The sequence below is a fragment of the Oleiagrimonas sp. C23AA genome (assembly GCF_011759385.1).
Lineage (GTDB): Bacteria > Pseudomonadota > Gammaproteobacteria > Xanthomonadales > Rhodanobacteraceae > Oleiagrimonas.
Genome location: NZ_JAARLY010000002.1, coordinates 71,588 through 92,871, shown reverse-complemented (window position 1 = coordinate 92,871; position 21,284 = coordinate 71,588). Strand labels below are relative to the sequence as shown.

At 64.9% G+C, this 21,284-nt stretch carries 18 protein-coding genes; 11 read left to right on the top strand and 7 right to left on the bottom strand.

The window, feature by feature from the left end; translation table 11 throughout:
• Window positions 1-2: 2 nt before the first annotated feature.
• Together HBF24_RS03420 and gph are read right to left on the bottom strand one after the other, a co-directional pair.
• Complete coding sequence (locus HBF24_RS03420) at window positions 3-1,898, bottom strand: LTA synthase family protein (protein ID WP_167169042.1); 1,896 nt, start codon at window positions 1,896-1,898, stop codon at window positions 3-5.
• A gap of 144 nt (window positions 1,899-2,042) precedes the next feature.
• Window positions 2,043-2,693, bottom strand: a complete 651-nt coding sequence (gene gph, locus HBF24_RS03415; protein WP_167169041.1) for a phosphoglycolate phosphatase — start codon at window positions 2,691-2,693, stop codon at window positions 2,043-2,045.
• An 80-nt stretch (window positions 2,694-2,773) separates the two neighbouring features.
• On the opposite strand from gph, the gene HBF24_RS03410 reads away from it, so the two are divergent.
• Window positions 2,774-4,069, top strand: coding sequence for a glycosyltransferase (locus HBF24_RS03410; protein WP_167169038.1), 1,296 nt, complete (start codon window positions 2,774-2,776; stop codon window positions 4,067-4,069).
• A gap of 9 nt (window positions 4,070-4,078) precedes the next feature.
• Here the strand turns inward: HBF24_RS03410 and HBF24_RS03405 are convergent, their stop codons facing one another.
• Complete coding sequence (locus tag HBF24_RS03405) at window positions 4,079-5,842, bottom strand: peptide-N4-asparagine amidase (protein WP_167169035.1); 1,764 nt, start codon at window positions 5,840-5,842, stop codon at window positions 4,079-4,081.
• Window positions 5,843-6,089: 247 nt separating this feature from the next.
• On the opposite strand from HBF24_RS03405, the gene HBF24_RS03400 reads away from it, so the two are divergent.
• Window positions 6,090-6,845, top strand: a complete 756-nt coding sequence (locus HBF24_RS03400) for a YdcF family protein (RefSeq protein WP_167169032.1) — start codon at window positions 6,090-6,092, stop codon at window positions 6,843-6,845.
• A gap of 21 nt (window positions 6,846-6,866) precedes the next feature.
• Here the strand turns inward: HBF24_RS03400 and HBF24_RS03395 are convergent, their stop codons facing one another.
• The gene (locus tag HBF24_RS03395; RefSeq protein ID WP_167169029.1) at window positions 6,867-7,094 is read right to left on the bottom strand and encodes a ChaB family protein; all 228 of its coding nucleotides are present in this window, start codon (window positions 7,092-7,094) and stop codon (window positions 6,867-6,869) included.
• 155 nt (window positions 7,095-7,249) lie between these two features.
• Here HBF24_RS03395 and HBF24_RS03390 point away from each other — a divergent pair, with 155 nt between their 5' ends.
• The 5 genes from HBF24_RS03390 to HBF24_RS03370 all read left to right on the top strand — a co-directional run bounded on the left by HBF24_RS03390 (window position 7,250) and on the right by HBF24_RS03370 (window position 13,473).
• Window positions 7,250-8,851: a carboxylesterase family protein gene (locus HBF24_RS03390; RefSeq protein ID WP_167169027.1), complete on the top strand. Its 1,602-nt coding sequence runs from the start codon at window positions 7,250-7,252 to the stop codon at window positions 8,849-8,851.
• A gap of 129 nt (window positions 8,852-8,980) precedes the next feature.
• A complete protein-coding gene (locus tag HBF24_RS03385; protein ID WP_167169024.1) occupies window positions 8,981-9,853 on the top strand; it encodes an endonuclease/exonuclease/phosphatase family protein in 873 nt (290 codons plus the stop codon).
• Window positions 9,854-9,941: 88 nt separating this feature from the next.
• The gene (locus HBF24_RS03380; protein ID WP_167169021.1) at window positions 9,942-11,150 is read left to right on the top strand and encodes a GGDEF domain-containing protein; all 1,209 of its coding nucleotides are present in this window, start codon (window positions 9,942-9,944) and stop codon (window positions 11,148-11,150) included.
• A gap of 224 nt (window positions 11,151-11,374) precedes the next feature.
• On the top strand, window positions 11,375-12,430 hold the full coding sequence (locus tag HBF24_RS03375) for an aldo/keto reductase (RefSeq protein WP_167169018.1): 1,056 nt from the start codon (window positions 11,375-11,377) through the stop codon (window positions 12,428-12,430).
• A gap of 95 nt (window positions 12,431-12,525) precedes the next feature.
• On the top strand, window positions 12,526-13,473 hold the full coding sequence (locus tag HBF24_RS03370; RefSeq protein ID WP_167169016.1) for a sel1 repeat family protein: 948 nt from the start codon (window positions 12,526-12,528) through the stop codon (window positions 13,471-13,473).
• 383 nt (window positions 13,474-13,856) lie between these two features.
• Here the strand turns inward: HBF24_RS03370 and HBF24_RS03365 are convergent, their stop codons facing one another.
• Window positions 13,857-15,131, bottom strand: coding sequence for a GDSL-type esterase/lipase family protein (locus HBF24_RS03365; protein WP_167169013.1), 1,275 nt, complete (start codon window positions 15,129-15,131; stop codon window positions 13,857-13,859).
• 428 nt (window positions 15,132-15,559) lie between these two features.
• Here HBF24_RS03365 and HBF24_RS03360 point away from each other — a divergent pair, with 428 nt between their 5' ends.
• A complete protein-coding gene (locus tag HBF24_RS03360) occupies window positions 15,560-16,843 on the top strand; it encodes a diguanylate cyclase (RefSeq protein WP_167169010.1) in 1,284 nt (427 codons plus the stop codon).
• On the opposite strand, the gene HBF24_RS03355 is transcribed toward HBF24_RS03360, so the two are convergent.
• Entirely contained in the window at window positions 16,840-17,553 is a 714-nt protein-coding gene (locus HBF24_RS03355; protein WP_167169006.1) for an HAD family hydrolase, read from the bottom strand. The genes HBF24_RS03360 and HBF24_RS03355 overlap by 4 nt on opposite strands.
• A 124-nt stretch (window positions 17,554-17,677) precedes the next feature.
• Here HBF24_RS03355 and HBF24_RS03350 point away from each other — a divergent pair, with 124 nt between their 5' ends.
• The gene (locus HBF24_RS03350; protein WP_167169004.1) at window positions 17,678-19,045 is read left to right on the top strand and encodes an Hsp70 family protein; all 1,368 of its coding nucleotides are present in this window, start codon (window positions 17,678-17,680) and stop codon (window positions 19,043-19,045) included.
• A gap of 11 nt (window positions 19,046-19,056) precedes the next feature.
• Here HBF24_RS03350 and HBF24_RS03345 read toward each other — a convergent pair whose 3' ends face one another.
• Window positions 19,057-19,632 (bottom strand): DsrE family protein, encoded by a 576-nt coding sequence (locus HBF24_RS03345; protein ID WP_167169000.1) that lies wholly within the window; start codon window positions 19,630-19,632, stop codon window positions 19,057-19,059.
• Between the two features lie 134 nt (window positions 19,633-19,766).
• Here HBF24_RS03345 and HBF24_RS03340 point away from each other — a divergent pair, with 134 nt between their 5' ends.
• Window positions 19,767-20,300 carry a DUF1697 domain-containing protein gene (locus tag HBF24_RS03340; protein WP_167168997.1) on the top strand — a complete coding sequence of 178 codons (534 nt, stop codon included), beginning with the start codon at window positions 19,767-19,769 and terminating at the stop codon, window positions 20,298-20,300.
• Between the two features lie 195 nt (window positions 20,301-20,495).
• Window positions 20,496-21,278, top strand: a complete 783-nt coding sequence (locus tag HBF24_RS03335) for a hypothetical protein (protein WP_167168993.1) — start codon at window positions 20,496-20,498, stop codon at window positions 21,276-21,278.
• Window positions 21,279-21,284: the final 6 nt, after the last annotated feature.

The window sequence follows — 21,284 nt, the reverse complement described above, 5'->3', positions numbered from 1 at the left end:
TTTTAGCCAGCCCGCGGCGGCACCCGGTAGCGTTCGTTCTGGTAGGCCCAGCTTGGCCATAGCGCATGTGCGTGCGCCAGACGCCGCAGTTCGTCATCCAGCGCCACCGGCTCCAGTTCGTGGCTATCGCGAAGGTAGCGGAACTGGCGCGGTGTGCGCTGCGGCTCGAGCACCAGCAACTGGTCACCGCGCAGGTAACCGTAGTTGTTGCCGTATTGCATGATGGCCCGGTCGGGCGTGCTGACCGTAAGGTCGGCGCCCGGCATCGGATGCACGCTGTCGATGCCCATCAGCGAGAGCAACGTCGGCGCCAGATCGGCCTGGCTGATCAAGCGCTCGTCGCGACGTGGCTCGATGCCGCCGCCCAGAATCAGCGCCGGAATATGGAAGTGGCGCACCGGTACCAGGCTGGCGCCCGAGACCCGAGCATCATGGTCGGCCACGACCAGGAACACGGTGTCTTCCCAGTACGGCGAAGCCTTGGCGCGTTCGAAGAACTGGCCCAGCGCCCAGTCGGCATAGCGCACCGTGTTGTCCACCGTGGCCGCCGCCCCCTCCGGTTCGATGCGTCCTTGCGGATACTCCCACGGCGTATGGTTGGACACCGAAAAGGCCATGTTGAACACCGCATCGCTGCCGTCATCCATCAGGCGCTGATGCAGCTCGTTGAACATGTCCTCATCCGAGGCGCCCCAGGAACCCGAGAATCCCGGCTTGACCTTGAACAGCGCACGGTCGATCACCTCGGTGAAACCATTGCCGAGGAAAAAGCCCTTCATGTTGTCAAAATGCGCTTCGCCGCCATAGATGAAGCGCGAGTGGTAGCCGTGTTGACCCAGCAGGCCGGCCAGGGTGAAGAAACCACGCTGACTGCGCGGCAGTTTCAGCACCGCGTCGGCCGGTGTCGGCCAAAAACCGGTAGAGATGGCCTCCAGGCCGCGCACCGAACGCGTACCGGTGGCGTAAGTGCGTGCCAGCATCCAACCCTGCTCACCCAGCGCATCCAGTGATGGTGTCAGGCCTCGCCCGCCGAGACTGCCGACAAATTGCGCCCCCAGGCTCTCCTCGACGATGATCACCAGCCGCTTTGGCCGGGTATGACGCACTGTGGCGGTGTGAGCATGCTCGCTCGGATATGTCGGGTCGGTCGGTGGATAGGGCAGGCCCGCCTCCTGCAGCACCCGCCGCTGCACCTCGTCCGGCGGCAACTTGCCGTAAAGCTCGGCCGACGACAGCTCGGTGCGCATGGCGCGGATGGCATTGATCACCGTGAAGGTGGAGTTGAGCGGTAGCGAATTGACCATCGAGTCGTTGCAGAAGGCCACCTGCGCCGCATTCAACGGACGATGCTGCAACGTGCCACGACCCACCAGGAACAGCACCACGAATAGCCCCAGCGTGGTCAGGCTGCGCCCCAGCCAGCCCATCTGCGGTTCGCTGCCATGCACATCCAGCCAGTTCCAGCCAACCCACGCCAGCAGCCCCAGGCCCAGGAACGCGCCTATCAGAACCTTCTTGTAGCCCTTCCAAAGCATCGCCGACACTTCACGCGGGCTATTGAGGTATTCCACATAGTGGCGATTGGGCCGCGTGTCGTACTCGATCACAAATTGTGGCGTGGACACCTCCAGCAACACCAGCAGCAGCCACCAGGCCACGAACCAGATATGCGTGGCGCCCAGCGCCCAATCGAAGCGATCCAGCCAGGGTGCCAGCAGGAAGGGAAATCCCGAGACCATGGCCAGGAAGCTGGCATCGATACGCCAGCCCCCCAGCATCACGGGCCACAAGCCACCAGCCTGACGCACCCGCCCCCACTGCCAGGCGGACAGCAGCAGGCGACTGATGCTCAGCATCACGAAGGCGGCCAGGAAAAACCGCCAGGACAACTGCAACATGGGATCCGATACTCCGTGCCAATCAGACGTGATGGCACGGACACCTCCCCCGCACCACGGTCGACAAACACACCATGGTAGCTGTAACCGCGCTGTCGTGAACGGGCCACCTGTTTGTCGGCGTGGTGACGAGTGGATCCGCGCTTACAGCGTCAGCAACTCGCGCAGGTCGTCCACCACCGCCACGGCCTTGCCGGCGCTGAGATCCACGCCACGGTGATAACCGTAGGTGACCAACGCCAGCGGCATGCCGGCATTGCGCGCCGCGGCCATGTCGGTACCCGAGTCCCCCACCATCAGGCAGCGCTCGATGGGCGTGTCGAACTTCTCGGCCAGATGTCGCAGCGGCAAGGCGCTGGGCTTGCGCTCGGGCAGGGAATCGCCTCCCAGCCAGGCAGCGATATAGTCATCCAGACCCATGAACTCGATCAGCGATGCCACGAAGGGGTCGGGCTTGTTGGTGCACACGGCCTGGCGCACACCTCGCTCGCTTAACGCATGCAGTGTCTCCGGCACACCGGCATAGGCGTGCGAGTCATCGCGCATGCAATCGCCATAGTGCGCGAGAAAGGCCTCGTAGAGCTCGGCCACGGGCACCTGCGGATGGCCAGCGTCGGCAAACGCCCGCTGCATCAGCTTGCGCGAGCCATCGCCGATCCACTGACGCACCTTGGTTTCGCCGGCCACGGGAAGATCCCACTGGGCCAGTGTGCGATCCACCGCGGTGGCGATATCGGGCGCGCTATCGAGCAGGGTACCGTCGAGGTCGTAGATCACCAGGTCATACGGGAACATCGAACATCCGTTGCAAGAGGCCAAGCTGATCATTGTAGCGGGCACTCGCGGCGAGCGCGGCGCGCCGTTAGGCTGCCGCCATGGACGCCCATATCGTCATGGCCACCGTCGGCTCGGCCGGCGATCTTTATCCGTTCCTGGCCGTGGCCCAGGCGCTGGCGGCACGCGGTCATCGCTGCACCGTGGCCAGTCACGCCATGCATGAGTCGCAAGTGCGCCAGGCCGGACAGGCCTTCGTCGATGCCAGCGGTCTGCCCGAGCCTGAGGACAAGGTCGCCTTCATGGCCCGCGCCTTCCACCCCTGGCGCGGGCCACGCTTTGTGGTGCGCGAACTGGCGGCTCAGGATACCGCCGAAAGCTACCGGCGCCTGCATCCAGTCTGTGCCGAGGCCGACGTCCTGCTGACCTCGACCCTGGCCTTCGGCGCGCAAATTCTTGGCGAGCAACTTCCGCTGGCCTGGCTATCGGTGGTGCTGGCCCCTGCCGGTTTCATCAGCGCCTACCAGCCACCTGCGACCGGCCTTGGTCTGGTCGATCGCTGGTCACGCCAGTCCCCTTCGTGTGGGCGTATCCTGCAGCGCGGTGCGCAATGGATCAGTCGCCCCTGGACGGCGCCGGTACGCCAGTTCCGGCGCCAGCTCGGACTGGCGCCACAGCCGGCCGCCGGCGACCCGTTCCATGCCGGGCAACATGGCCGCGACGGCGTACTCGCCCTGTTCTCGCCCCTGCTGGCCCAAGCGCAGCCGGACTGGCCGCCACACACGCATGTCACCGGCTTTGCGCGTTATCGGCCGGACGCCGACCCCTTGCCCGATACGCTGCGCCAATTCCTTGATGCCGGACCGGCACCGGTGGTTTTCACGCTGGGCTCGGCCGCGGTACATGCTGGCGCGCACTTCCTGCGCGAAAGCATGATGGCTGCCCGTGCACTGCGCATGCGCGCCATCCTGCTTTGCGGGTCGCAGACGGTACGCCGACAGCTGCCGGCCCTGTCGTCGGACATGCTGGCGCTGGAGGCGGCCGATCACGCACCGCTGTTCGAAAGAGCCGCTGCCGTGGTGCATCACGGCGGTATCGGTACCAGCGCCGAGGCACTGCGGGCCGGCGTGCCGATGCTGGTGGTACCGCATGGCTTCGACCAGCCCGACAATGCGGCGCGGCTGCAACGCCTGGGCGTGGCCGAGATATTGCCCGCCAGCCGTTACGACGCCGCCGGTTCGGCACGCCAGCTGGCGCGTCTGACCGGCGAACGTGACTATCGGGATCGCACCGCGAGCATCGCACGCACGCTGCAGGCCGAGCGCGGCGCCGAACGGGCCGCCGATGTCATCGAGGCCGCGCTGGCGCGCCGGGCATCGGCCGATGCCCGGCGCTGACCGGCAGGTCTACCAGGTCCAGAGGTCGGCTTCGTCCCCCAGGTTCCAACTATGGCCCGCCACACTCTGCAACGGCGACCAGGCGTAGTGATTGTGCCCGCCACAGGCGACGCCATCCTCAACCTCGGTCAACTCATAATGGCTGCTGGCGATGCGACGGTCGAAGCACTGGCCCAGGCTATTGGCGTAGGTGTAGCGCTGCGTGCTGGCCCATGGCTCGATGCTGAGGTTGCCGGCGGCATCGAAGTGATAGGTGACATGAGGACTTACCGTATTGGAAAGGGTGTCATTGAATACCCGATGCCCGCTCAATGTGCGCTCGCGCCGTCGCTGATAGGACTGTGTCACGGCGAGATTCACTGACTCGGTGCCATCGCTGGCGTTCTGGTCGTTGTAGTCCAGCTCCAATGGATAGCTGAAGTGACGTGTGGTGGTCTGCCTGAAGCGACCTGGACCAGATACCCGCGTGCTGACCTGGGTCTGGGTCGATTGCACCAGGTGCTGTCGATACTGCGTGTCACTGAGCGTGAATTGTTGCTCGCTGGAGAAGTCCACACTCTGATCGACCTCGGTACGGATGCGTCCACGTGACGTGTCCACGTAGCCGGCAATGGCAAAACGCCGTTGTGCGGTGGTGCTCACCGATGTCTGACCGCCACCCTGGTCGGTCACGGTATCGTGCTGGCCGGGATCATCGTCCAGTGTGTTGCGAAGCAGCTGCCCGCGTACCACCTCGCGATGTGGGTCGGTGTAGATCAGCAAGGTGCCGACGGTCGAAAAATACGACTGCGCGTTGACCACGCCCAACTCGACATCGTGCGGCTGTCCGTCGTCGAGCTGACCGGCGAAGGGTGTCAGGTTGACCCGGAACGGACGGAAATTGAGCGTCTGCACGCCGGGAATCGGCCGCCACAGCGCCGGACTGACGCCCCCGGTATAAATCCATGGATACACCGGCGCCACGCCGGCCGGCTGGCCATCGATATAGACCACGCTTTGACGGAATCCCGAGCCACTGCAGCTTTGCAGCGTGTCGGCCACGGCATCGGGCACGCACAGCTCCCAGAATTCATCACCCTGCTGGCTCTGCGCGAACACATCCATGTAGATCGCCACCATGTTGCGCGGCAACGTCAAGGTCCGGCCCAGTCGGGGTGAACCCGGCTGCACGTTGTTGACGTCGCCATCGGCATTCAGTGAGAGCGACACCACCTGATCCGGCACGCGCGGCGCGGGGCCGGGATAGAACACCAACTTCGCGCTGCCGGTGATGATGCCGGTATAGGTGTCATTGACGATATTGCCGAGCAGGGTTCGCCCCGAATGCGGCTGTCGCAGCCAGCTTGAGTAGTCAGTCAGGTCACGCTCCACATGCCAGGCGGGCGCCGCCGTGGACGAGGGCTCCTGCGTGGTGCCGAAGTAGACGTTGACGTTGCCGATCCAGATGCTGGCCGTGCGATCGAACTGCACACCCTTGTTGACGCTGTAGTCGGCCTCCAGCACCACCTTCGCCCACGGGCCACGGCAACGCGCCGGTGGCGCGTAGTCGAATGTCTTCGGACTGAAGTTGGTGAAGTTCACCTTGTCGAACAGGGGCACTACACAGGGCCGGCTGTGCGGCACCGCAATGTCCGGCACCGCCGTGACGGCGCCGGTGGTTCCCGGCACCGGCGTATCACCTGCCGGCGACGGTGCCGTCCATGCGGCGGCAGTGAGCGCAAGGACCAGCGACCTCGCCCATACGGGCGGATACGAACGAACACGAATCGTCATGTGACTTCTCCCGGATACGGCCATCGGGATAGGCCCCCGATAACCATGCACATGGCGAGGTTCCCCCTGGCACCTCTCCCCTTGCCGGCAGCCGCCCCTTCGGCCACCAAGGCAAAGAACATGCAACCACCGGCGCGCCGGCGCGTCCAAGAAACAGTTGGCATGAGGAGTGGCAAGCACTCGCGCGCTCGTCACTGTCATACCCGACACGCCATAATCGTCGCGGCTGATAAAAGGGCATTCGACGATGGTGTTGCAGTGGATCTTCGTGCTGGCGTTACTGGCCGCGGTGCTGGTTGGCCTGCGCCGGCGACGCACGGGACTGGCGCTGGGTGTCGTCGCCTTGCTGCTGGTACTGCTGGCCGGCGATGGCCCGCTGCCGCGCTGGCTGCTGTCGAACCTTGAGCGCGGTTACGCCACGCGTGTTGATCACTGGGGCCAGCGCAACGCCATTATCCTCCTGGGCGCCGGCACCGTGCGTGGCGACAGCGGCCCGCTGGAACCGGGCCTGTTTGCACACGGACGCATGCTGCGCGCCGTGATGCTGTATCGCGATTGCAAGCAGACCGGCGCGGTGTGCGCGATCGAGGTCAGCGGTGGTGATGCGCGCGGGTTGGGCGAATCGGAGGCCCAGGTCTACGCTCGGCAATTGCTTGCGCTGGGCGTACCGAAGGCCGACCTGCTGCTGGAGGGGCGCAGCATGAACACCTGGCAGAACGCGCAGTTCAGCGCGCCCCTGCTGGCGCAGTTTCACGCCGACCGCCTGGTGCTGGTGTCATCGGCCACGCACCTGCGCCGCGCGCAGCTGTACTTCGGTCACTTCGGCATCCACGCCACGCCGATTCGCGGCGACTACCTCACCGCCTCGCCGAGCTGGCTGCCGCAGGCCTACAACCTGACATTGACCGACGTGGCACTGCACGAATACATCGGCGTGGCGCGCTATCACGTCTATCAGGCGATGGGCTGGAACGCGGCCTCCAAGCATGCCGGCGATCCGTAAGTGACCTTCAACGACGATGCACTATTTACGGTGCCAGTCGCCGTCGTCGCCCTTGCTGTATTGCTTCTTCACCGCCGACCACGCCACCTGGTGCGCCACCTCCTCGCGTGAGGCATCACCGCGGCGATCCTTGGCGCTGGCGTATTCGTCCCAGGCGCTGTTGAACGCTTCCTTGTAAATGTCCTGCCCTTGTTTGGGCACATGCTTGCGGACCGAGTCGGGTAGCTGACTGATGCTGTTGTAGGGCATAACGCGCACCTCTGGTTGAATCCGTCGCAACCCCCATGCTGGCGCGCACCGGCTTAACCGTCGGCGCACATCAGCCATGCGTCGCCGCGCGCGTCAGCCAGCGTTCAAAGCCGCGCTAAGATGGACCGGTTCCGTATCACGCTCGAGGATGTCCCATGCGCTTGCTCCCCTTTTCCACGCCGCGCCTGCGTGCGCTAACCCTTGGCGTAACAGCAGCCCTGCTCAGTCTGCCGGCCGTGGCGGCCAATCAGGCTCCCACCGTGCACGTGGCCAGCGGCACGCTGTCGGGCCTGCACGATGCCCACTCCGGGCTCGACGAGTTCAAGGGTATTCCTTACGCAGCGCCGCCGGTCGGCTCGCTGCGCTGGAAGGCGCCGCAACCGGTACACGCCTGGCAGGGGGTACGCGCCGCCGATCACTTTGGTCCGCGCTGCATGCAGCGCGCCGTGTTCAGCGACATGGTGTTCCGCTCCGACGGCATGAGCGAAGACTGCCTGTATCTCAATGTGTGGGCACCGGCGCACACCCATGGCAAGAAGCTGCCCGTGCTGGTGTACTTCTACGGCGGCGGATTCATCGCCGGTGACGGCTCCGAGCCGCGCTACGACGGCGCCAGCCTGGCCCAGAAGGGCATCGTCACGGTCACGGTGAATTATCGCCTGGGCGTGTTCGGCTTCCTGGCCCTGCCGGCCCTGGCCGCCGAATCGCCGCATCACGCGACCGGCAACTATGGCCTGCTCGATCAGAATGCTGCCATGCGCTGGGTCAAGCGCAATATCGCCGCCTTCGGTGGTGATCCTTCGAAGGTGACCATTGGCGGCGAATCGGCCGGCTCCATGTCGGTGTCGGCGCAGATGGCCTCGCCCTTGTCCAAGGGACTGATGGCGCGCGCCATCGGTGAAAGCGGCGCGGTGCTGGGCAATCTCAAGCCACGTCCGCGCAAGCAGGCCGAAGCCCAGGGCAAGACGTTCGAGCACCAGGTGGGCGTCCACTCGCTGGCACAGCTTCGCGCCATGGACGCCAGCGCCCTGCTCAAGGCCACCGGTGCCAAGGATGCGCCGCCGTTCGACCCGACCATCGACGGCTACTTCCTGCCCGAGTCACCCAAGGCCATCTACCGCGCCGGCAAGCAGGCGCACATCCCGCTGCTGGTGGGCTCCAACTCGCAGGAAGGCTATTACGGCGCCCTGCTCAACGGCAAAGCCGTCACACCGGCCAACTATCGCGCGGCGATGGAACAGCGCATGGGCAAACACGCGGCCGAGGCGCTGAAGCTCTATCCGGGCAACGATGCCAAGCAGATCGAAGCCTCCGGCTCGGCGCTGGTCGGTGACCAGTTCATCGCCTTCGCCACCTGGCGCTGGATGCATCTGCAACACCAGACCGGCCAGGCACCGGTGTATTACTACTATTTCGACAAGGCACGCCCGGCCAAGCGCGATGGCAGCGCCGGCCCCGACTGGGGCGCGGTGCACAGTGGCGAGATCGAATACGCGCTGGGCAACCTCGACGGCAACCACGTCTTTGCATGGACCGATACCGACCGCAACGTGTCCAAAACCATGGAAGGCTACTGGGCCAACTTCATCAAGACCGGCAATCCCAATGGCGACAGCCTGCCGCACTGGCCGGCCACGGCAAAAAGCCAGGGCGGTCTGCTGCGGCAGGTGATCGGCGCGCACACGCACACCCGGGTCGATCACGATGCACCGCGCTATGAATTTTTGGAGCGCATCGCGCCAGACGCCCACCTTTGAGCCGGTCCGCCGGGCGCGTCGCCGCTACACGCCGCGCCCGGCAGCGACGCGCTTTCGTGCCGTGCGTCATGGTGCTGAAGGCGGTTCGTGATAATTTCGAGGTATCGTTCCCTCAGTCGGAGAAGTCCCATGTCCCTGTCCCTGCGTTTCGCCATGGCCGCTGGCTTGGCCGCCGCCGCGTTTGCCGCCCCTGGTGCGCATGCTGCCGATACGCATGCCAACCAGCTTCGCGTGATGACCTTCAACGTGCGCCTGGCTTCGGGCGATGACGGCATCAATGCCTGGCCGCACCGCCGCGACCTGATGGTGAAAACCATCCGCGAGGAACATCCGGATGTGATGGGTACGCAGGAGCTGTTCGACGTGCAGGGCAACTACGTGGTCGATCACCTGAAGAACTACGTCTGGTTCGGTATCGGCCGCAATGGCTACAACGAGGACCACGACGACAACGAGCACATGGGCGTGTTCTACAACACCAAACGCCTGAAGCTGCTCAAGTCCGGCAATTTCTGGCTCTCGGACACGCCGGATGTGCCCGGCAGCAGCACCTGGGGTCAGCCGTTCCCGCGCATGGTCACCTGGGCCGAGTTCCAGATGAAGTCCAGCGGCAAGCGCTTTTACTACTACAACACGCACTTCCCGTACCGCGAGCAGGCCGAAGCCATCCGCGAGAAATGCGCCGAGGAAATCGCCCAGCGCATGGCCAAGCTGCCGCAGTCGCTGCCGTTCGTGCTGACCGGTGACTTCAACACCACGCCGGGCAGTCACGCCCACGCGGTGCTCACCCAACACCTTCACGACGCCTGGGACAGCGCGCCGAAAAAGAGCGGCCCGGCGCATACCTTCCACGGCTTCACCGGCAAGGCCACCAAGCGCATCGACTGGATCTTGTACCGCGGCCTGACCGCCAAGGACGTGCGCACCGTGACCACCCACCAGGGCAAGGTGTATCCGTCTGACCACTTCCCGGTGGTTGCCGACTTCAGCTGGAAGAAGTAAGCACGTTCGACCATGGCCGCGGTGGCCGACGAGCCACCGCGGCAGCGCGCTACTATGAGCGCTGACTTTGCTTGTTCGCGCTTGCGCCATGCACCTGGATGCCTTCACCCTGGCCTTTGTCAGCTTTCTGATCAGCATCGGCCAGGCACTGGCGTTCAGCCTGCTGTTGCTGATTCTTCGCCGCCAGCCGGCCATGCGCTGGTGGACCGTCGGCTGGTGGTGTTCGACGTTGGGACTGGTGCTGATCGCGCTGCGCGGCAGCATTCCCGATAGTCTTTCCATCCTGCTGGGCAACGGCCTGTTCGCGCTGGACAGCGTGCTGCTACTGAAAGGCCTGTCGGTACACCTGCATTGCCGTTTTCACTGGTGGCCGGCCATCGGGCTGGTGACGGCACTGCTGGCGGGTCTTGGCGTCTATGCTTTCATCGTGCCGGACCTTCGCATGCGCTTGCGCCTGTTCGCCGTGCAGGAAGTGATCTGGGATCTGTGGGCCATGGCGCTGCTGATACGCCATGGCTGGCGCGACCTGCACCTGAGCGCACGACTGGCCAGCACGGTGTTCGCCGCCGATGCGCTGGCCTCGCTGGCACGCATGGCCATGCCGCTCAGTACCAGCGGCGGCAGTGCCTTCGACCAGGCCAGCGGCATCGCCATTTTCACCTACACGCTCACCTTGATGCTGGGGCTGGCGTTGATGCTGTCGCAGATCATGCTGGTGACCGAGCGCATCACCAACGACCTTCGCCGCACCGCACGCACCGATGGCCTGACCGGTCTGCTCAACCGCGGCGCGCTGCAGGCACTGGCGCGTCCGCTGCTGGCGCAATGCCGCAACACGCAGCAGCCTGCCGCATTGCTGCTGTTCGACCTGGACCACTTCAAGCACATCAACGACAGTTTCGGCCATGATGCTGGCGACGCCGTACTGCAACGCTTTGCCACCCTGTTGCTGCGTGCTGCCGAAGCCCATCCGGGCGCGCTGGCGTGCCGCCACGGCGGCGAAGAGTTCGTGCTGATGCTACCGGGCATGAACCTTGATGCCGCGCACGCGCTGGCCATGACCATACGCAGCGAACTGGCGGCACAGCCGGTACACATCGCCGCGCAGCCGATCACCGCCACCACCAGCGTCGGCGTCGCCTGTGCGGCGTCGGAAGAGCGCCTGGCCGCGCTGATGGCGCGCGCCGATACCGCGCTATACCAGGCCAAGCGCAGCGGGCGTGACCGGGTCTGTGTCGCCGGCGTGGCACCCCCGATGGACAGCCCCGATTCGCTCACTTCACCTTCACCAGCCTGAGCCAGGGCTTAGCGCTGGCGCACCGGCCTGGCGGACCAGATGGCAACGGCGACCCGCCCCCAACGGGGCACAGCATGTTGCCACGCCAGCCCTGCACGCCGTTTGCTGCCGACGGGAAAAGAGCACCCATCTGAACAGACGATCAAACGCATCAGTTTTTCCATTTCACGGATCGATGCGCTGGCCTTAAGTTGGAGAGCCCCCCACGCAAAAGGCTATGCGACATGGAATACCGCACGCTCGGCCGTTCCGGCCTGAAAATCTCCACCCTCACCATGGGCACCATGACCTTCGGTGGCGAAGGCGCCTTCGCCAAGGTCGGCAACACCGACGCCAAGGAAGCCCGGCGTCTGATCGACACCTGCCTGGATGCCGGCGTCAATCTCATTGATACCGCCGACGTGTACTCCAATGGCGCCTCGGAAAAGATCATCGGCGAGGTGCTCGGCGGCAAGCGTCCGCACGGCGTGCTGCTGGCCAGCAAGGCGCGCTTCCCGATGGGCGATGGCCCCAACGACCGTGGCCTTTCGCGCTATCACCTGGTGCGTGCCTGCGAAGCCAGCCTGAAGCGCCTGAATACCGACGTCATCGACCTTTATCAGCTACACCAGTGGGACGGCAGCACGCCACTGGAAGAGACCCTGGAAGCGCTCGATCTGCTGGTTCGCCAGGGCAAGGTGCGCTACGTCGGCTGTTCCAACTTCTCGGCCTGGCACCTGATGAAGGCGCTGGGCGTGAGTGATGCCCGCCAGCTGCCGCGCTTTGTCAGCCAGCAGATTCACTACACGCCGCAGGCGCGCGAGGCCGAGTACGAACTACTGCCGGCCGCACACGACCAGGGCCTGGGCACGCTGGTCTGGAGCCCACTGGCCGGTGGCCTGCTTTCGGGCAAACATCGGCGCAACCAGGATACGCCCGAAGGTACACGCCAGCTGGCCGGCTGGAGCGAGCCGCCGGTGCGCAACGAGGACGCGCTGTGGGATCTGGTCGACACCCTGGTCGAGATCGCCGACACGCATCAGGTGTCGGCCGCCCAGGTGACGCTGGCCTGGCTGCTGGGCCGCCCCACGGTCACCTCGCTGGTCATTGGCGGGCGCAAGCTCGAGCACTTCGAGGACAACCTCAAGGCTGCCGACCTCAAGCTCAGCACCGAGGAGCGCGCGCGCATCGACAAGGTCAGCGAACTGCCGCTGCTGTACCCCTACTGGCACCAGCTGCAAACGGCCAAGGATCGCTTCGGCGACGCCGACCGCGTGCTGTTCGCGCCGCATCTGGATTAGCTACACGCTTTCTTCTAAGCCGGGCCTGATGTCACGCACTGGGCCCGGCCTGCCGTGGCTCAACGCTCCTAGATACTGAACCGGCCAGCGCCTGAATGGCCGTCCAGATGACAGACAACAGGCTTGGTAGTAGATTGGATCTTGCAGCCGATATAAAGGTGACTGCAACGGGTCGCGACGGCTCGCAATTGGATATGTTTGGCACCACGCCCGACGTCGTGCACCTGCCATCATATGGAAAGGAGGTCTGCGATATGCGTGTCATCAAGCTTAATTCAATTGCGGTTCTATCAGCTCTGTGCGTAACAGGTATCAGCCCCGCTTTTGCTCAACCCAACATCCACACCAATGAGATGGAGCTTTCCAACCTCCATGCCCCATCGCATTGCATGGCTGGCCTGGAGACCATTCTTCCCGGAGCTTATTACTCCTGTGAAGCCAAGCGTGACCTCAAGCAGGGTCATACCCGCCGTGCCGTCTCCAGGCTGCGTGAGGCCGCTTATTGGGGTGACAAACCCGCTCAGTACCTTCTGGGTGTAGCCAATTACAATGGTGAGCTGGGTCTTCCCGCAGACAAAGCCAAGGGTCTTGTCTGGCTGGGCCTTGCCGCCGAGCGAGATCAGCATCCTTACATGGAGCATTTCGCTGCGGCCAGGGCGCGCGCCAGTGCGAGCGAAGTGGCATCTGCAAATGCATTATGGAAGCAGATGTACCACCGTTATGGTGACAAGTACGCCGCACGTCGCGCTCAACGCAAATATGAACAATACATTGAGCAAGTGCGTAATGCTGAAGCGAGCGGTGGGACCGCCATCGTCCGCGGTGCAAGCCCGCCCTCGATCATGGGTGATGCCGGTCTTGGCGGAGCCAACTCACTGGCCATGAACGTGGGGGGTGCTTCCGGCGCGTTCAGCATTGATCAGCTGATCCGCAGGCAGGCGCGAACCGAGTTCTCTGGACTTGAGCCACACGTCACCATCGGCACGATCACGCAAATTTTTGGTGACCTTTCCAAAGATCGAAACACCGAAGCCGCCAAGTAGCGTGCCAGCACGGCCGCGGGCCTTCCTGCGGCCGTGTATTGGAGGTCAGGTCAGGTGGAGTGCCAGAAGCTTATTCATTGGGCAGGTACAACTGCCCAAATACCGCCACGGTCTGGCATCCGATAAAGACAGTCATCGCAAATAGTCTCCATGGGCCTATGCCTTCAAGCTTGCGGGCAGCTCCGCCTCCCAGGCCTTCTGTATAAACGGCGGAAAGCTTCGATCCACCACAAAATGTGGTCGAGATGAGCGCGGTGGAAAAGTGGAACGGCCAGCTGCCCACCTACAACGGCACCGGCGCCCTGCCCTTTGTGCGCCTGCCCGAACCCAAGTCGCCGTAATCAATGGGCGCCGACACCACCACGGTGTCGGTGCCTCGTTGGCTACTGGCAGGGATGCGCCGGCTTGAGTTGGGCCTGGTACACCTGGTACAGCGCGTCGTAGGCGGCCACCGCCATGGCGCGATAACCGCGATCGTTGGGATGCAGGCCGGGATCACCGGCACAGGCATTGGCCATCCCCGGAGGCAACGGCGACTGCCGCGCGGCCAACGGGGACGGCTTGTAAGGGCCGGTCACGGCTTTTGCAAAGTCGACCGTACCGTCGAAAACGTGGTTATGGCGGATCCATTGATTGACCTTGATACGCACCGCCTCGTGCTCGGGCGAGTACCAGTTCGGCTCGGAGAAGCCGGCAATCGGCGTCAGTGTCGCCGCGTAGATGCGAAGGTGATGCTGGTGCGCCACATCGGCCAGCATGCGCAGTCCGGCAACGATGTCGGGCGCCGAGGCGCCGGTGGGAAATCCGGCCGGCCCCGCGCCTCGATTGAGGTCGTTGGTGCCCAGCATGACGATAACGTCGGTGACCCCCGGCCGATCCACCACATCACGCAGAAAGCGCTTCAAGCCGCTCACGCCGCAACCTGGACAGCCGACCTGATCGACGGTCAGCTCATCGGCACTGATGCCGGCGTTGCCCACAGCCAGCGCCTTGCCTTGCTCATGCGCCACGCTGGCCAGCTGGTCAGGCCAGGGCTTGTCCGGCGCGGTGGCATAAGCGCCATCGGTGATAGAGTCGCCAAACGCGATCACGGCGCGCGCGTGCGCCGGTGCCGCCACCTCGATGCCGGTGACCACATACACGTGCTCGCGCACATCCTTGGGCGCATCGGCGACGCCGTGTTTGCCCTTCAGCGATGCGGCCGCAACCGCATTGCCCGTCACCAAAGTGGCCGGCTTGTCGTGCTCCATCGGGTGCATGGACGAGAGCGCCATGGCGCCACGGGCATACAGGCTCAGCGTGACATCGGACAACGGCTTGACTGCCAGCGGCACCGGATCGGACACCACCTGCTGCCCTGGCGCGATGGTCACCGACGAACGGCCATGGAAACGCAGCACATGATCGCTGGCCGTATCGATGGCCGAAAGGTCGGCGCTGCCAGCGGCATGACGGGCCAGGTGCGCCGCGGTGATGGTCAGCGGTGTAGTGCCAAAATAGTTGGACAGCCGCACGCGCACTTGCTGGCCGCCGCGGGTAATGTGCAGTGTCTGGCGCAGCGTCGCATCGTGCACCGTGGGCACGGTTACTTCTGGCCGGGCATAGGCGTCCTTCTGTACCTCGCCGCCTTGCGTGACCTGCGTGAAATGCGACGTCATCGCCTGCTCCCAGCTGACCACCCAGTGCGCAGATGCTGCCCAGGCCAAAGATGGCGCAAGCAACGCAAACGCTGAGGTCGCCAGCCAGAGTCTGCGCCAAGCGCACCTGGCTAGATGTTGCCCACCACTCATGCCACCCCCTCCGTTCTCGGTACCTTCCGGCACCTGTTCATTTTGCAGAGGCCCGACGAGAACAAGCCGTCCTCAGGGCAAGGTCAACCTTACTCTAGACGCGCGATCCCACCTGTCCAAGGCTTCCGTGTGAATCGGCGCAAATGGCACGGCGCCTGCGCGCGCCCTGGCGTTGAGCCAGGCCTGCCCGGTAACGGACGGAACTCTTTCCGCCGTCTGCCAACACGTGCACTGCCGACCATAAGCAACAACGTTATGATGCGCGGCATGCCCTGGCGACCCACACACGACAAGTAATGATTCTAGAGCAACGTCTGCGCGCGCTTTCCGTGGGTCAGCGCATGGCCATCATGCTCGGCGTGCTGCTGCTGCCGCTGGCGGCCATGAGCGCGATCAGCATGATCGTTCTCAACCAGCAGGAGATGGGCTATCGCGCTTCGGTGGATGAGTCTATCCATACGCTGCTGCCGCTGACCACGCTCGAGCATTACCTGCAGCGCTCGCTGGTTGACGAACTGGAAACCGAGACCCACGAGTCGGTACCCGACTTCGCCGCCCTGACCGACAACATTGATCGCAGTTTTTCAGCCATCCAGAGCACGGGCGCCACGAAGGACCTGCCTCGCCAGTTGATCGATGAGGCTCACCAGGCCTGGAGTCAGGCGCGCCCGGCCGTGCGCAAGCTGGTGGAACAAGCCCATAGTGCCGATCTTGCCATTGACGCCGCTAGCCAGGCGTCGACCCAGCGCGAGCTGCAGCAAGCCATTCATGATGTCAGTCTGGCCCGCCAGCGGCTGACCGACATCATCCGATCACGCTATGCACGCGCCGCCAGGCAACGTCATCAACAACTGATCAGCCTGGTCTGGGGCTGGGCCTTGATCATGGTGTTGGCCGCGCTGATGCTTACCGTGTTGCTGCGATCCCTGTTGCGCCCGATCCGCCAGTTGGGCCGCGCGGCGGCCAGGCTGGGCAATGGCGAGGCCGGCGTGCGTGCGCCGGTGGCGGGCAATGACGAGCTCACCGCGCTGGCCGAGCGCTTCAACGATATGGCATCGCTGTGGGAAACCCGCCGCCAGCATCTGCTCAGCGAAGCCACGCAGGACGCGCTAACCGGCCTGCTCAATCGCCGCGGCATCCTCGACACGCTCGACACCGAACTGGCCGCGCATCAACGCCAGCATCGCGAGTTGAGTCTGTTCATGATGGACCTGGACCGGTTCAAGGCCATCAATGACGAATACGGCCACAGCGCCGGCGACCGCGCCCTGATCTGGGCGGCCGAGAAGATGCACGAGGCGCTGCGCGAAACCGATTATCTGGGGCGCTATGGCGGCGATGAGTTTCTGGCCATCCTGACCACCACCAGCCACGCACAGGCGCAGCAGATCGCCAGGCGCCTGACGCACACGGTGATGCAGGCGGCGGCCAGCGATCCACGACATCCCGGCATCAGTGTGGGCGTGGCCAGCACCAGCCTTAGCGGCTGGGAGGCGGCCACGCTCATCGATGCCGCTGACCAGGCGCTATACCAGACCAAGCAGCGCCATCGCCAGGTCGGGGCCAACAGGGAAAATTAGCCCGCGCGGGCCATCAGCTGCTCTACGGCCGCGGCAATATCGTCGGGTCCATCCACGCTGAGCATGTGTGATTCGTCCTCGCCCAGGCCGTGATCGAGCTCGTGCGACCAGGTCACGTGATAGGGCATGTGCACGCCCCAGCCGCCCAACCGAATCACCGGCTCGATGTCCGAGCGCAGCGAATTGCCCACCATCAGGAATCGCTCCGGGGGCAAGCCGAACTCATCGAGCACACGCCGGTAACTGGCCGGGTTTTTCTCCGACACGATCTCGATGCGATGGAACAGGTCGGACAGGCCCGATTGCTCGACCTTCTTCTCCTGGTGGAACAGATCGCCCTTGGTGATCAGCACCACCTGCGCCTGCCTGGCCACCGCCTGCACCGCCTCGCGGATGCCCGGCAACAGCTCCACCGGATGGCGCAGCACCTCCTTGCCCATCTCCACGATGCGATGAATATCGGCCGCAGTGATACGCTCGCCGGTGGCGGCGATGGCCGTTTCCACCATCGACAAGGTCATGCCTTTGGCGCCGTAGCCGAACAGCGCCAGGTTGCGCCGCTCGGTGGCCAGCATCTGCGCGCGCACGCCGGCATCATCCAGGTCCACGTATTGGCCGACGATGCGCGAGAACTCGGCGTTGGCCGCCTGGTAGTAGCCCTCGCTGTGCCACAGCGTGTCGTCGCCGTCGAATCCGATCAGTTCAATCATGGGGCGAGAGTGTAGCGGCCACGGCGCGTCTGCCAACAACCGCCGATGAATGGACACCTGGAGATTGCCCCCGGCGCGCCGCATACTACGCGGTTCCCCGAACCTGACGGACAGCCCGCGACCCATGCACATCGGCATCGACTTCGGTACCAGCTACTCGGCCGCCGCCGCGGTGGTGGACGGCGAGCTGACCCTGATCCGCTTCGGCCAGGAAGAACAATTCCGCACCGCCGTGTTCTTCCCCGAAGTGGTGCCCGATCCCAACGATTTCGAGCTGACCGGCGAGCTGGAGGCCGAGCTGGAGACGCAGATTCGCGCCGCCCGCACACAGGCGCGGCAGATGGGCGTGGAACGCTCCGAAGCGCAGATTCGCCGCGACGCACTGCGCGTGGTGCGCCGCCAGTGGATGGAAAATCAGAGCCGCGACAGCGCCGTGTCCATCGCCAGCTTCCAGCACGCCCTGTTCGGCGAGGAGGCGGTCGAGGCTTACCTGGAGGCCGGCGACGGCAACCTGATCGAATCGCCCAAGTCGATGTTCGGTTTCCGCTTCGACCCGCAGGTCCGCCGCGTCATCGTGCACATTGCCACGCACATTCTGGAGCACATCCGCCTGACCGCCAGCCGCCAGCTGGGCGAGTCGGTGCGCGGCGCGGTCATCGGCCGGCCGGTGGCCTTCCGCAGCTCGATGGGCGAAAAAGGCCAGCAGCAGGCCATCGAGATCATTGAGGAAGCGGCGCGCGAAGCGGGCTTTGACAGCATCAGCTTTCTGGAAGAACCCGCCGCCGCGGCCATGCATTATCACAAGCGTCTGGACCATGCGCAGCCGGCGCTGATCGTCGATATCGGCGGCGGCACCACCGATGTGACCTTCGCCGAGCTGGGCGGCGCCCATCCCAAGGTCAGCCGCAACTGGGGCCTGCCCAAGGGCGGCACCGACCTGGACGTGGGCGTCAGCCTGCAAAGCTTCATGCCGCTACTGGGCAAGAACGTGACCGCGGTGCCGCCGCACCACTTCATCGAGGCGGCCAGCGTGCACAACATGCCCAAGCAGCGCGAGTTCCGGCAGCAGGATTACCGCCGCGTGCCCGAACCGTATCGCAGCCGCCTGACCGAACTGCAGGAGCTGGGCGCGACCACGCGGCTCAATCAGGAGGCCGAGCACACCAAGATTGTGCTCAGCCGTGCCGACGAGCACCGCAGCGACCTGGGCTTTCTGGAAAAAGGCCTCACCGCCGATACCGACGCGGCCGCTTTCGCCCAGGCCATCGCGCCATTCATCGAAGGCCTTCAGCAGACGCTGGGCGAGGTCAGCCAGGCGCTGCCGCAGGCACCGGCCAGCGTCTTCCTGACCGGCGGCACCTCGCGCTCGCCGCAGGTGAAGTCGGCGGTAGAGGCCTGCTTTCCATCCATCCCGCTGGTGCAGGGCGATCCGTCACTGGGCGTGGTCTCGGGGCTGGCCGTGGCCGCCGCCGAAGCGCAGCAGGCGGCCTGAAATCACGCCTTCTAAAGCTGCATGGTGACGTAGCCGCGCTGTCCGTAAACGGCCATATCGGTCAGCGCCGACAGCGTCACGGTGACATCCGGGCTTACGTTGCTGTCGGCAAGCTTCATCTTGGCCAGCGCCTGGCTGCACACCAGCAGCTTCACCCCCGCCTGCCTGAGCGAATGCAGCAACGCCAGGCTGGGGTTATGGCCCTTGTGGCGCGCCTGCCAGGTGGCGTCGGTCATGGCGCTGAACGCAGCCTGGTCATCCAGGATGGCGACGATGTGCACATGCGAGGCGGGCACTCCGGCGTAGGTCATCAGGTTGACCAGCCGCGCCAGACGTTCCAGCGAGCGCGGCACCTTGCCGGTCGCATGCGGCCCGTGCACCACATCCACCAGCAACTTGTAGTCGGCCTTGGGATCAGGGCGCACCGCCGCGTCCGGGCGCGGATGCACGCCACCATGGCCGGCGATCACCGGATAGACCCAGGCGGCCGATGCGGTCGAATCGGGCGGAGCCGCCTGCGCCACCGCGCCACCTGACAACGTGAGCAGGCCGACGATCAACCAGCGTTTAACAGAAGAAAAGGACATGTTCGATACTCCGGGCTTGGCATGCGCGCCGATCAAACTTAAGTCTAGCCCCAGCCACTTGGCTAAGGCTTAGCACTCGCGCAGCCGGCGCCGCCTGTGGCAAGGTCGCGACAGTGCTGCTGTGACTGAGCTTGATGACCTGCTACATCGCCCTGCTTCGCGCCGTCAACGTGGGTGGCACCGGCAAACTGCCCATGACCGAACTGCGCGCGATGTGCGCACGCGCGGGGCTGCACGGCGCGCGCACCTACATCGCCAGCGGCAATGTACTGGTCGAAAGCGACGGACCGGCCTCGCATGTGCAACAGGCGCTGGCATCGGAGCTGGCAAGCTACGCCGGCCGCGCGGTGGACGTGCTGGTGCGCGACGCCCGACAGATGCAGACCATCGCGGAGCGTCAGCCTTTTACCGATGTGCCTGGCAACCGCGTGGCGGTGCTGTTTCTCGACCGGCCCGCAGCGAAGGATCTGATATCGCAAGTGCGCGGCCTTCAGGATGAGCAGCTGGTGGTGGCCGGCACGGAAATCTACGCGTACTACCCCAGCGGCATGGCCGACTCACGGTGGCGTCTGCCGTCGGGTGTGATCAGCACGGCTCGCAACATGAATACCGTGGCCCGCCTGGTGGCCATGGCCAAAAGCCAAGCGGCAGAGAACGGCAAATCCTGACCGCCCGCAGCGGCAAAAACTTGCCGCCCAGGTGCGATTACCATTTCAAAGCAAGCGCCAGACACGGCCAGATCGCGCCACCGGTTCGCGTAGACGTTCTGGCACGCTCCCTGCTTACCCAGTGGGAGCCGCCGCCATGGGAGCGGCCCGAATGCGCGTCATGGGGACGCGCCATCAGCCTGTGCGGAGAACGGCATGTCCATCGGTGCGATCGGTGCGGCATTGGGAAGTTACCTGTCCACCGACATCAGCCTGGCCAACAGTCAGGCTGCGGCGGCCACGCGTGGCACCGTCAATGCGCATGACGGCCAGGATGCGGCCACCGTCAATGGTCTGGCCCAGGCCTTTGTGCAGGCCTTGCAGCAGGCCGGACTGGAGCCCGCGCCAACCCAGGGCGTGCAGGCCAGCACCGACACCGCCGCGGTCACCTCCACTCGTGCAACCTCCTCATCCACCCTCGCCGCGGCGGGCACAGGTCTTGCCAGCACGGGCAGCGTGGAAGGCGACCAGGCCTTGCATGGCTTTCTTTATGCGCTGGGCCAGGCGCTGGATGGCCCCCCCCATTCATCCCAGGCCAGCACAACCGGCACCGCCAGCAGCGGCGGGCAGCGCGCAGTGCAGGCCTATCAGCGCTTCAGCAATCGCCTGGGCGAGCTGATCGGACAACTGGGCAGCCAGGAAAACCGCGCCGATGCCAGCACGCGCAGCGACGCCAACGATGGTGCCGCCGGATCGCTATCCAGACTGAACGCCGCCTTCCAGGCCCTGAGCGACCGCAGCGGCCACACCGGCGACGCCCGTTTTGCCGATGAGGCCGCCGTCACCACCCCCGGCGTCGAGGGCAAGAGCGCCACACAGGCCAGCCATACCACCAGCCTGCGTGGGTTTCTCGAACAGCTGCAGGGCAACCTTAGCCGCGCCGGCGCCGGGCTGGAGAGCCTGATCAGTCCCGGCCTGCTATTGGGCGCCGTGGTCTAGGCGCTT